This is a genomic window from Micromonospora sp. NPDC002411, assembly GCF_053592955.1.
Map to the genome: position 1 here is coordinate 1 of NZ_JBSFBM010000207.1, position 12,293 is coordinate 12,293.

At 70.3% G+C, this 12,293-nt stretch carries 10 protein-coding genes; 3 read left to right on the forward strand and 7 right to left on the reverse strand.

Annotated elements, in window-relative coordinates; translation table 11 throughout:
* The 4 genes from ACWCO3_RS22705 to ACWCO3_RS22720 all read right to left on the reverse strand — a co-directional run.
* Positions 1-869, reverse strand: an 869-nt coding sequence (locus tag ACWCO3_RS22705) for a nitrate- and nitrite sensing domain-containing protein (protein ID WP_450011890.1), incomplete at its 3' end; no start/stop codon positions are given.
* 254 nt (positions 870-1,123) lie between these two features.
* Positions 1,124-1,633 (reverse strand): helix-turn-helix transcriptional regulator, encoded by a 510-nt coding sequence (locus tag ACWCO3_RS22710; RefSeq protein WP_358079072.1) that lies wholly within the window; start codon positions 1,631-1,633, stop codon positions 1,124-1,126.
* Between the two features lie 239 nt (positions 1,634-1,872).
* Positions 1,873-3,165, reverse strand: a complete 1,293-nt coding sequence (locus tag ACWCO3_RS22715; RefSeq protein WP_358079075.1) for a cytochrome P450 — start codon at positions 3,163-3,165, stop codon at positions 1,873-1,875.
* 469 nt (positions 3,166-3,634) lie between these two features.
* The gene (locus ACWCO3_RS22720) at positions 3,635-5,989 is read right to left on the reverse strand and encodes an AbfB domain-containing protein (RefSeq protein ID WP_450011893.1); all 2,355 of its coding nucleotides are present in this window, start codon (positions 5,987-5,989) and stop codon (positions 3,635-3,637) included.
* A gap of 211 nt (positions 5,990-6,200) precedes the next feature.
* Between ACWCO3_RS22720 and ACWCO3_RS22725 the strand changes: the two genes are divergently transcribed.
* From ACWCO3_RS22725 to pdxY, 3 genes are all read left to right on the forward strand, one after another.
* Positions 6,201-7,217: a LacI family DNA-binding transcriptional regulator gene (locus ACWCO3_RS22725; protein ID WP_145782904.1), complete on the forward strand. Its 1,017-nt coding sequence runs from the start codon at positions 6,201-6,203 to the stop codon at positions 7,215-7,217.
* 178 nt (positions 7,218-7,395) lie between these two features.
* A complete protein-coding gene (locus tag ACWCO3_RS22730) occupies positions 7,396-8,190 on the forward strand; it encodes a S1 family peptidase (protein ID WP_278145599.1) in 795 nt (264 codons plus the stop codon).
* Positions 8,191-8,329: 139 nt separating this feature from the next.
* Entirely contained in the window at positions 8,330-9,181 is an 852-nt protein-coding gene (gene pdxY, locus ACWCO3_RS22735; RefSeq protein WP_450011896.1) for a pyridoxal kinase PdxY, read from the forward strand.
* A gap of 67 nt (positions 9,182-9,248) precedes the next feature.
* Here pdxY and ACWCO3_RS22740 read toward each other — a convergent pair whose 3' ends face one another.
* From ACWCO3_RS22740 to ACWCO3_RS22750, 3 genes are all read right to left on the reverse strand, one after another.
* A complete protein-coding gene (locus ACWCO3_RS22740) occupies positions 9,249-9,581 on the reverse strand; it encodes a putative quinol monooxygenase (RefSeq protein WP_145782897.1) in 333 nt (110 codons plus the stop codon).
* A 99-nt stretch (positions 9,582-9,680) separates the two neighbouring features.
* Positions 9,681-11,099 carry a WGR domain-containing protein gene (locus ACWCO3_RS22745; RefSeq protein ID WP_450011898.1) on the reverse strand — a complete coding sequence of 473 codons (1,419 nt, stop codon included), beginning with the start codon at positions 11,097-11,099 and terminating at the stop codon, positions 9,681-9,683.
* Between the two features lie 120 nt (positions 11,100-11,219).
* A complete protein-coding gene (locus tag ACWCO3_RS22750; RefSeq protein ID WP_450011900.1) occupies positions 11,220-12,158 on the reverse strand; it encodes an acetamidase/formamidase family protein in 939 nt (312 codons plus the stop codon).
* Positions 12,159-12,293: the final 135 nt, after the last annotated feature.

Sequence of the window (12,293 nt, forward strand, 5' to 3'; positions counted from 1 at the left end):
GATGTCCGGGGTGGCCGTTGGGCGGGGACTCGTCCTCTGCGTGAGAGGGATGGCCTCGTTACTGGCGGCCGTTTGTGGCGTCGTCGGTGGCGTCGGTGAGCCAGTTGCAGCCGTGAGCCCGGCTGGGCGCGGGACACCTCGTCCTGCATTCGTTGCAGGGCGAGCGCCTCCTTGCCGGTGCCGGCCTGCTCCCACCAGCTGCTCCATTCGGGTGGGGCCAGGGCCAGGAACGACAGGCTCGACTCGATGTAGCTGGTACGGGCGGCGGTGATGTCCTGCTGCATGGCCGGGGTCAGCTCACCGCCCGCGACGGTCCGCAGTACGGCGACCTGCTGCTGACCGATCGCCTCGGCGGTCTTCGACAGTGCCGCCGAGGCGCGGATCCCGTCGGCGAGCTGGGCGTCGACCACGCCGTGCGAGACGGCTTCCCGGAAGTTGATCAGATCGGCGATCGCGATGCGGTAGCTGAAGGTCATCGCCGACACCGATGCGTGCGTCGCCGTGCGCACCTGGGTACGCAGCGGGGCGAGGCCGTCCAGGGCCGCGTCGATGCGGCGCAGGAGGTCCCGGTTGGCGTCGGCGTCGGCGGTCAGCCGCTCGCGCTGCGCGCGGTAGCGGCTGACCGCGTCGTCGGTGGCGGTCATCTCCGCGCTGAAGGCGTCCTGCTGCTCCGGCGCGCCGTAGGTGAGCAGGTCGGCGGCGGCGATCCGCTCGCGTTGCAGGCGGTAGGCGAGGTCGCCGGCCTCGGCGCCGACCTGGGCGAGGATCCGAAGGTCGCTGGCACGGGCCGTCTGGCGGGCGCTCTCGGTCAGCGCGAGCCCGGCGAAGCCGATGACGGCGACGAGCGGTGCCGCGACGATGAGGCGCATCCGGCCGGCAATCTTCCAACCGCGTCGGCGGGTCGGGTAGGGTCTGGCCGCGTGGGACCGGGTGCTCGACGCCAAGATTGACTCCCACGACTCGTCGATGACGGTCTATCCGCACGTTGCCGAATGCAAGTCCCATTCGGCCGGAAGCCGCGCTCGTAGACCAGACCTGGCCGTGGTACAAACTGCCCGTACCAGCATCTGTACCCAACGTCAGCAACCGGTGACGCCCTGAGACGGGAGCTGGATCCGTGGGGTCAGCGCTGGTCGTCGTGGGGGTCGGAGGTCAGCTTCGTGCCCTCCGGTGTCTGCCGTCGCTGCGCGTCGCTCGACTCGCCAGAGTCGGCTGGGGCGTTGAGCACCTGGCCGATCAGCTCACGCAGCTCGTCGATCGCTTCCACCACGGCGCCCGGATCACGGGCGTCGCGCCGATCACGTTGACGCGGCACCCGCCGCTGCTGGTGAGGTGGTTGCGAGTCGCGGGGACCCCGGCGGCCGTCGGCCGCCAACTGCTCGGCCGCCACCTGCGGCCAGAGGGCCGCGAGCCGTCCACCGGTGCCGAGCACGTCGTCGCAGCGCAGCGCGAACTCGTGGCTGCCGAACCGGCGACCCGACTCGACCGCCGCGACCGTCTCCCGGCTGAACCGCACCAGATCCGCCAGGGCCCGCTGGGTCAGGCCCCGCCGGACCCGGCAGTCGCGCAGTTCCCACCGGAACCGTTGGCTGGCCGCGGAGTGAGCAGAGCTCGACGGGGACGTGTGCTCCATGCGCTCACCTTCGTGGCTACGGGAATCAGCAGCGAACGCCAGATCGGGATTGGCGGATGAGCTGAACATTCATAGAGAGCAATTCTTAACCCAGGAAGCGATCAGTGTGAAGACGTTCGCCGACATCGATCGTCGGGCAAAGCGTGAAGGATGCGTGCCGGACCGGTTGCGTGCCGCCGGGTGGGGCGGGCAACGCTACCCGACGCACCCTCGGTTCGATCTGCTGGCGCTCGCCCATGTCACGCGGCGTGCGCTTCGGCAGCCACCTCGTCGCGCGCCGCCGGTATGTCGGCAGACGTGCGCGTGTCGATTGTCGCGAGCAGCGTGCGGTGCGCACGGAATGCGACGTTCGGCTTGTACGAGCGCTGCTGCTCGCTTGCCAGACGGAGGCCGGGAATGGAGTCGGCGAGCCGGGTGATGGCGATCTCGGCCTCCAGTTTCGCCAATCCCGCTCCGATGCAGAAATGTGGTCCGTGGCCGAACGACAGATGATTGCCCGCGTCCACCCGGTGTGGGTGGAACTGGTCCGGGTGGGCGAACACCGCGGGGTCGCGGTTCGCGGCTCCGATCAACAGCAGGCAACGCGCCCCGGCGGGAATCGTCACCGTTCCCACTGTGACGTCCCGGCTGGTCACCCGGAGCCAGCCGTCGATGGCGGGCGCGAACCGGAGGGTCTCGTTCACGAACGCGGCGGCGCCTCCCGGGTCCGTGGTCAGCGCCGACCAGTGCTGCGGGGTGGACAGCGCCTGGTCGAGGGCGTGCGCGAGCAGCCCGGCGGTGGTCTCGTGGCCGGCGACCAGGAGATTGAAGGCGAGGCTCGCCACCTCGGGCACCGTCAGCACCGTGTCGTCGTCGTCGCGGTACGCCAGGGCGCGGCTGATGAAGTCGTCGCCCTCGTGTCCGCTGGCCACGCGCTGCCGGACGAGATCCTCGCAGTAGTGCCAGAACTCCAGCAGGTCCCGTGCCAGGCGTACCTGCTCGGCCGGGTCGGGTTGCCCCCACACGAGGGCGATCTGGCCGTCGGCCCAACTCCTGATCCGTCCGATGTCGGCGTCGGGCACCCCGAGGATGTCCAGGACCACCAGCAGGGGAAGCTCGGTGGCGAACTCCGGGATCAGGTCGACCTGGTCGCCCTGGCGGGCGGCGAGCCGGTTCACCAGTTGGTCGACCCTGCGCCGGACGATCGCGCCGTAGTCGGCCTCGACCCGCTCGGCGGTGTTCGCGAAGGTCGCGCGGAGCGCCCGACGGGTTCGGGGGTGCACCGGCGGGTCCGCGGCGGCCGTCGTGGGGGGCGCGTCGATCTGCATGAGCACGCTCAACGCCTCCGGGCAGACCTCGTAGACCGGGGCGAGGGTGAGGGTGTTGGCGAAGGTCGTGACGTCGGCGAGGGCCCGCCGGACGTCGGCGTGCCTGCTGATCAACCACAGGCCCAGATCCTCGGCGTAGTGCACCCCGTCCGGATCGTCGAGAATACGCCGCCAGATGCTTGCCGGATCGGTGAGATAGGTCCCGGTGAACGGATTCAACCGCATGGAACGCCTCCTGATGAACGCGGCGCGAAACCGGCAGCGTCCCCATTCAACGATCCACGTCCAGTTGGGCCGATAATGGCGCGCATCTGCCTATGGCTCTTTACGGTGCGCTGAGCGGCTGCACAAGTCAAGATAGGTCAACGTCTATTTAATGCGTGACATAATGCGGGTTGCAACGGCGAGGTGAACACGGCGGTTTGCAACTTGCGAGTCGGTCCTTGTCGTCAGTCGGCCCAGGCGGGCGGGCCCTCCAACGTCAGGGTCGGGCAACCGGCCATGACGGACTGTGGATTCGACGTGCCGCTCTCCCTCATGACCGGAAGAACGATCTTCCTGTCGCCCGGTGACGTCGCCGTGCCGTCGCGGTCCCGACAGTGGGTGCTCCGCGCTGAACCCGCGTCGCGGGGGCCTCCGGCCAGGCCGGATACCCCCGCGACGTCCTGTCGTGACGACCTTCCCGCGTGCGTGGTCAGGGCGCCCAGGGTGTGGTGATGTTCCAGGTGCTGTCGGCGGTCCACAACGTCGGCGTGTTGTACGCGTCGCCACCCGCGCCGTTGCTGAGCCAGACCTCCGAGTTGTAGTGCCGCAGGTACCTACCCCGGAAGTTGTACGACTCCAGCGAGACCCCAGCGCCGGTCAGCCCGACCCGCGCACACCAGGTGGCGTCGGCACGCATCAGCGTCGAGCCGTCGTCCGGCGAGTTGCGGACCCGGGAGTTCTGGTGGCGTAGGTACTGCCCGGGGAAGTTGACCGACTCGAACGAGTAGCAGCCGGCGTCGGCCAGGCCGGTCCGGACGGTGTACGTGGCGTCGGCCTTGAGCAGGCTGGAGCTCGCGGCGTCAACGACCTCGGTGAAGGCCAGGCTGTCCTGGTGACGCAGGTACCTGTTGGTGTAGCCGGGCGTCGTCACCTGCAACGACCGTCGGGTGTTCACCGGCAGGGCCACGGGCGCCGAGCTGCCGATGGTCTTCGAGGCGTTGATCAGGGCGGTGTTGGCGGCGCGGACCCGCGCCTGATCCATCTTGACCACCTGCCGGTCGTAGGTGAGGAAGCCGTTCAGCTCGCCCTCCAGGTCGGTGATCTCGGTGTAGACCGAGGCGCTGAGTCCCTTGCCCAGCATCAGGTTCTGGCTGCCCTGCACCAGACCCACGTACCTGTCGGTGAGGGCGTTCGAGCTGGTCTGCCACTCGTAGGCGAAGAAGCCGCCGCTCGGGCTGTACTCGTGACCGGGGGTGTGCAGGCCCAGCCCGCCGAACTCACCGAGGACGGCGATCCGGCTGCTCGACGGCACGGGGGAGTCGGGTCCGAGGTAGACGTGCCAGTCGTCGATGTCGCCGTTGCCGGGGTTGCCGAGGGACTGGCAGCAGTTGTGACCGCTGTGCGGGTTGACCAGCCGTGTCGGGTCCTGGTTCTTGATGTTCTGCGCGACCCGCCGGGTGTCGGCGAGGGAGCGCTCGCCCCAGCCCTCGTTGTACGGCGTGTACGCGACCACGGCGGGCGAGCTGCGGTGCTCGTCGACGATTTCGCGTGCCTCCGCCTCGAACTGGGCCTGCTGGGCGTCGGTGGGGTTGATGTCCTGGGCGGTCAGCGACGGGATGTCCTGCCAGACCAGCAGGCCCAGCCGGTCCGCGTGGTAGAACCAGCGCTGCGGTTCGACCTTGATGTGCTTGCGCACCATGTTGAAGCCCAGGTCCTTGTGCTTCTGCAGGTCGAAGGCGAGAGCGGCGTCGGTCGGCGCGGTGTAGAGGCCGTCCGGCCAGTAGCCCTGGTCGAGTGTGCCGACCTGGAACACGAACTGGCCGTTGAGCTTGGGGCGCAGCACCCCGTTCACCAGGCCGGTGCTGATCTCCCGCATGCCGAAGTAGTGCGTGGTCCGGTCCACTGTGGCGTTGCCGGAGTTGCGGAGAGTGATCCGCAGGTTGTAGAGGAACGGGTCGTCGGGCGACCAGCGGCGGGCGTTGGGCACCGGCACGCTGAAGTCGGTGAAGCCGCCGGTGGCCGTTCCGACCACGGTGCTGCCGTTCAGCGCCTCGGCGAGCACGCTGTGGCCGCTCACGTTGCCCCTGGTGAAGACCCGGACCCGCACTGTGTTGTTGCCCAGGTTCGGGTAGACGTCCACGCTGCTGATGGAGGCCGCGGGCACCGGCTCCAGCCACACCGTCTGCCAGATGCCCGAACTCGGGGTGTAGAAGATCCCGCTGGGTGTCTTGGTCTGCTTGCCGATGGCCGGCAGGCTGCCGTTCTGACGGGTGTCGGTGGGATCCCAGACCTTGACGACGATCTCGTTCGTGCCGGTGGTGAGCTGGGGGGTCACGTCGAAGGTGAAGGCGTCGTAGCCGCCGGTGTGCGCGCCGACCCGGGCGCCGTTGACCCAGACGGTGCTCTGCCAGTCGACGGCGCCGAAGTGCAGCAGGGTGCGGCGGCCCGACCAGTTCGCCGGGATGGTGACCGTGCGCCGGTAGAACAGGTAGTTGCGGTTGTCGTTGGCGGCCCGCTGGATGCCGGACAGCGCGCTCTCCACCGGGAAGGGCACGTTGACCCGCTCGGGCAGGTCGGTGCCGAACTGCGGGGCGTCGTCGGTGGCCGACTGGCGCAGCTGCCACTCGCCGTTGAGGTTGAGCCAGTCCGGTCGCGTCATCTGCGGTCGCGGGTACTCGGGCAGCGGCGTTCCGGCCAGGGCCTGGCTGGTCCAGGGGGTGGTCAGTGGTGGCGTCTTGGCCGGCGCGGCGTGCGCCGGCATGGCTGGCGCGGCGAGGATGCCGGCGACCAGGGTGAGGATGAGCAGCAGCGGCAGGGTGGGGCGGATGGGGACCTGACGTGTCATGCCGTCTCCGGGGGGCGAGTCGCCGCGGGCGGTGCAGCCAAGCCCGAAGCGCGTGGGCGGTGGGCATCGGGTGGTCGTCGACGACGGACGGTGGTGGGCATATTGACATCTGTCATCGCCTGTATAACGTTATAGAGCCGCACCGGCCCTCCCGTCAATCCTTGTTCGTCGATGTCTCCGGTCCGGCGGTCCCTGCGAGAAGGGTCGGTGGATGGGCGTCAACCTCAAGGACATCGCCCAACGCGCCGGGGTGTCGCTGGCCACCGTCTCCAACGTGGTCAACGGGTACCGGCCGGTGGGGGAGCGGACCCGGCAACGTGTGCAGCAGGCGATCGACGAACTCGGGTACAGCCCCAACCTCGGTGCCCGGCACCTCCGGCGGGGGCGTACCGGGCTGATCGCCCTGGCCATCCCGGAACTGAACAACCCCTACTTCGCCGAACTCGCCGAGATCGCCATCTCCGAGGCCGCCGCGCTCGGCTACACGCTCGTCATGGAGAACACCGCCGCCGACCGCAAGGCCGAGCTGGCTCTCCTCGACGGGACCCGGCGGCACATCATCGACGGCCTGATCCTCAGTCCGGTGCGGATCGGCCGGGAGGAGGTGCTGGCCCGGAGTGCTGACACTCCGCTCGTGCTGATCGGTGAGGGTGTCTCCGACGTGCCGTACGACCACATCGCCATCGACAACGTCGCCGCCAGCCACGCGGCGATCCAGCACCTCGTGGCGATCGGCCGCCGACGGATAGCGTTCATCGGCGCCACGCCCGGTGGTGACCGGCAGTCGGCGCACCTGCGGGTACGCGGCTACCGGGAGGCCCTGGTCGCCGCCGGCCTGCCGTACCGCCCCCGGTTGGTCGCCCGCACCGACGCGTTCGGCCGACTCGACGGCAAGCGCGCGATGCGTGACCTGCTCGCCCTCGGTGACCCGCCCGACGCGGTGTTCGGTTACAACGACCTGGTCGCCATCGGCGCGCTGCGGACGTTGGCCGAGGCCGGTCTCCGGGTGCCGGAGGACGTCGCTGTAGTCGGGATCGACGACATCGAGGAGGGACGCTTCGGTACGCCGACCCTCACCACCATCGCGCCGGACAAGAGGGAGATCGGCCGTCTCGCAGTACGCCGCCTCGTCGCCCGCATCGAGGGCACGGCGGTCGCGGCGCCGCTGACCGTGCAGACGCCGTTCCGGCTCGTCCGACGAGAGAGCACCGGCACGCCGGGCGGATGACGAGCGATCGCCCGCGAGCTGTCCGACCGGGCCCGTGCGGCGCGTCTGCCGAGATCCATAGCGCCGGTGGTACGACCCAGAGAGGATGACCCGCTAGATCCAAAGATCTCAATATGATGACCGCTATCTCGAATGCCGGTGCGCTCACGAGGCGTGCCATCCTGATGCGGAGGAATGCATGGTTCGCTGGCGTACCCTCACTGGCCTGCTGGCCACCGCGTTGGCCGCGGTGACCGCGGCCAGCCTCACCCTCACCGCGCCGGCCGCCGCGGCCGACAACCCCATCACGCCGAACGTCGTCGGCGGCACCCGCGCCGCCCAGGGCGAGTTCCCGTTCATGGTTCGACTCTCGATGGGATGCGGCGGGGCGCTGTACAGCCCCCGGCTGGTCCTCACCGCGGCTCACTGCGTGGGCGCGACCGGCACCAACACCAGCATCACCGCCACGCTCGGGGCGGTGGACCTCCAGTCGTCCAGCCGGATCACGGTCCGGTCGAACTACGTCTACCGGGCCCCCGGCTACAACGGGGCCGGCCGGGACTGGGCGCTGATCCGGCTGGCCAGCCCGGTCACCGGGCTGAGCACGCTGCCGATCGCCAGCACGACCGCCTACGACAGCGGCACCTTCACCGTCGCCGGGTGGGGCGCCGCCCGCGAGGGTGGCGGGCAGCAGCGGTACCTGCTCAAGGCGACCGTCCCGTTCGTGAGTGACTCCGTCTGCAACGCCAACTACGGTGGCGACCTGATCCCCGCCCAGGAGATCTGCGCCGGCTACGCCAGCGGTGGCACGGACACCTGCCAGGGTGACTCGGGTGGCCCGATGTTCCGGCGCGACGCCTCCAACGCCTGGATCCAGGTCGGCATCGTCAGCTGGGGCAACGGTTGCGCCCGACCCAACTACCCGGGCGTCTACACCCAGGTGAGCTACTTCGCCTCGTCGATCGCCTCGGCGGCGGCGAGCCTCGGCGGCTGACCGTACGACCACTCGGGCGGTCCGGACGACGGTGTCCGGGCCGCCCGCTCGTGCCGTCACCGACGGGCGGCGAGTGGGCCAGCCGACAGAAACGGCGGGCCGCGCGTGCGGTCACCGCCGCGACGGCCATGATGGGCCGGTGAAGATCCTGTCCATCCAGTCGTCGGTCGCCTACGGTCACGTCGGCAACTCGGCGGCGGTGTTTCCCCTGCAACGGCTCGGGCACGAGGTCTGGCCGGTCCTGACGGTGCACTTCTCCAACCACACCGGGTACGGCGCGTGGCGTGGACCGATGCTGGCGGCGGCCGACGTGGCCGAGGTGATCGCGGGCATCACCGACCGTGGGGTCCTCGGTGGCGCGGACGCGGTGTTGTCCGGCTACCAGGGTGACCCGGCCATGGGGGCGGTGATCCTGGACGCGGTCGAGAAGGTCAAGGCCCTCAACCCGGCGGCTGTGTACTGCTGCGACCCGGTGATGGGCGACGCCGGTCGGGGGATGTTCGTCCGCCCGGGAATCCCGGAGTACCTGCGCGACACTGTCGTGCCGCGTGCCGACATCATCACGCCGAACCACTTCGAGCTGGACTTCCTCGCCGGGCGTACGACGACCTCGTTGGCGGAGGTGCTCGACGCGGTCGACGTCGTACGCGCGACCGGCCCCCGGCACGTCCTGGTGACCAGCGTGCTGCACGGCGACCTGCCGCCGGACGCGCTGGAGGTGGTGGCCGTCTCGGACGAGGGTGCCTGGGCGGTGACCACACCGCTGCTGCCGATCAACCCGAACGGCGGGGGCGACATCACCGCGGCGTTGTACCTCGCGCACCTCTGGACGATGGGCTCACCCGCTATCGCGTTGGAACGCACGATCGCTTCCGTCTTCGCCGTGCTCGAAGCGACAGTCGCGGCGGGCACCCGGGAGATCCAGCTCGTCGCCGCGCAGGACGTGATCGCCGACCCGCCGGCCCGGTTCACCGCCCGCCGGCTCCGCTGACGGCAGGTCGGCCCCGCTGTCGGCGGGTCGCCGACGGACCCGCCGACGGCCCGAGGACCCGATCCGGTCAGCGGCCCTCGGGGACGGCCATCTCGCCGAGCAGCGACCAGTCGTCCTGCGGCACAGTGGCGTTCACGATGCGCGGGGTCTCGGCCAGGTGCGGCGGCAGGGTCTCCTGGGCCTTGCGGAAGTGCGCCGACTGCACGTGAGCCCCGCCGGCCTCGCCGTCACGGAACGCCTCGACCAGCACGTACTCGGTCGGGTCGTCCACGCTGCGCGACCAGTCGAACCACAGGCAACCCGGCTCGGCCCGGGTCGCCTGGGTGAACTCGGCGGCGATCTGCGGCCACTGGTCGGCGTGCTCGGGCAGGATGCGGAACTTGGCGGTAATGAAGATCATGGCCCCAGGCTACCCAGAACGACCGGGCGCGGACGGGCCAGCCGCCCAGCGTGGCGGGGTTGCCGCCCCCGGCCGGGACGGCACCATCACCCGTGACGGTCAGCGCAGCCGGCGGATGTCGCCGTACGCGCGGTAGTAACCACCGCGGCTGGACTCGCGCACCTCGGTCACCAGATAGCGGGCACCCGGCTCGCGAATCCCCTTGGGGAACTGCACCGACCAGTCGTGCCGGTAGCCGTCGGAGAGCACCTGAACCCGCAGCCGCCCCCGGTCGTCACGGCACTGCACGACCACGCCCGCGCCCGAGTCGCTGGTCACCTCGACGATCGTCGGTTGCACCGGTTGGGGCGCCTGCCGGGGCGCCTTGATGTCGCGTACCTCGGGCACGTCACCGGCCTGGGCGGCGCGGATCGCCGGCTCGCTCGCGTCGATGCAGGCCAGATGGCCGCCGGTGGTGACGACGTAGAGCCGGTCGTCGTGGTACTGCATCGAGTACGCCGAGCCGCAGCCGGTGCCGAGCTTCCACAGCCGGGTGCCGTCCGCGTCGAAGCAGTAGATCGAGGACTGGCTGTCGCCGGCGAAGACGTACCGACCCCCCTCGGCGGTCGCGCAGGAGAACACCGGGGCGTCGCAGAGGTAACTGCGCTCGTGCCGACCCGACTTGGACAGGCGTACCACCTCGCGGCTGCTCGTCCCGGCGAACACACTGCCGTTCTCCTGCCAGCCGAACAGCACCGCGCCGGTCTTGGTGTGCCACAACTCGCTGCCGGTACGCCACTCGTAGCCGGTCACGCCCTGCGAATGGCCGTGGTAGATCGCGTCGCGGTCACACCGCGCCATCCAGGCCGAGCGCCCCCGCCCGGGCCTGCGCCACAGGAACTCGTCCTCGTGGTCGACGGCGGTTATCCCACCGTCGGCGTCCGAGACGCCCAGGACGCCGTCGTGGATGTCGAGCCAGTAGATGTCGATCTCCGGAGCGATCGCGTACGCCACCCGGGGCACCTTGCCGGAGAGGTCGTAGACGTTGCCGTCGTCGCAGCCGGCGTAGACCCATGCGTCGTCGGCGACGATGCATTTCACCCCGTCGGGCAGACGCACCTGGCTGCGCACCCGGGCGTCGTGGTCGAGCGTGGTGATGACGCCGTGCTCGTTGCCGACCATGCAGTGCTGCCCGTCGACGAAGATGCCGAAGGCGGGAGCGCCGGAGTCGTAGCGCCAGAGCACCGGGGCGGTGTGCGCGGTCGAGCGGGTGCTGACGATCTGCCGCCGGGAGACGGAGCGCTTCTGCCGGACGCCCGGGACGGCTGGCGCGTACCCCTTGCGGACCTTCTCCCCGATCTTCTTCGCCGCGGCTGCGCGGGCGCGGGCGTTGTCCGGGTAGGCGCTCGCCTTGACCTGACCCTGGTCGCCGATCCGGCCGTAGCGAACGGTCAGCGTGGCGTTGTCGACGATGACCTCGTAGAACTTGTGGGCACCGTCCACTTCGGACAGTTCGAGGTAGGTCGTCTCCTGGGACATGGGCGGGCCTCCGAGGGGTCAGCGACCGGCTCGACGTGGCCGGCGCGGCGACAGTGACCACACGCTAACGACCGCCCCCGACAGAACCGGCAGGCGCTCGTCGGCGCGGACCCCGCGTCATCACCGCCCCGGCCAGCCCAGCGCGTCGTCGCGTAGCACCGCGTGCGCGCCGACGGTCTGGTTCACGATCTGCGTCACCCGGACGTCGACCGCGATGCTGGCCAGCGCCACCGCGTCCGCGCGGCTGAGCCCGTGCAGCCGCTGCATCACTGTCAGCATCGAGTCCAGGGCCGCGAACGTGGCGTCGTCGAGGGACGTGCCCACGCCCAGGGTCAGCCACGCATCCGCGGTGCGCGCCACCGGCCCGGTGAGCGGAAAGTCGTCCCGAACGTCGAGGGTCACCGTCACCTCGTCCATCGGGCACTCGATCGCGGTGCCCCCGACCTCGCCGTCGCCCTGTGCGGCGTGCCCGTCCCCGACCGAGAAGAGCGCGCCGTCGACCGGGATCGGCAGAAACAGTGTGCTGCCGGCGGTGAGGTCCTTGCAGTCCAGGTTTCCGCCGCATGGGCGCGGTGGGATCGTCGAGTGACGTCCCGGCTCGGCCGGTGGCATGCCGAGCACCCCCATGAAGGGACGCAGGGCGACAGTGTGGCCGTGTTGGTTGCGGCCCGTCATCGTCGCCGGGTCCAGCGTCCAGGCGTGTACCACTGGTTGTTCCTCGACGCCGTAGTGCTTGTTGAAGTCGCTCGGCCAACCGCCGGCGACAGTCGTCCCCCAGGTGGCCGGGACGACCGCGTCGATGCGTACCGCGAGGGTTTGGCCGGCGCGCGCACCGCGGAGGGCGACCGGACCGACCAACGCGTGTCCGTGGTCGGGGCGATGCTGCGCGACCCGGGGGCGGTCCCGGTTCGGTCCGCCGGGGTACGGGCCGGCCGACCACCAGCAGTCCAGGGTGCGGTAGGTGACGGTGTCGCCGGGATCGATGGTGAGCACCGGTCGGAAGTCGGGGGAGAAGTGGCCGTGCAGGGTGTCGTCCCCGGGCGTGAGGGTGTGGCGCATGAGGTGCAGGTTAGTGGCGTCCGGTCGGCCTCATGGGGTGCGCGGTGGGGGGGGGGGGGCGGGGGGCCCCCCCCCCCCCCCCAACCCCCCCCCCGGGCACCCCCCCGTGGAGCAGCGGAAGTTATGTGTAAAAGT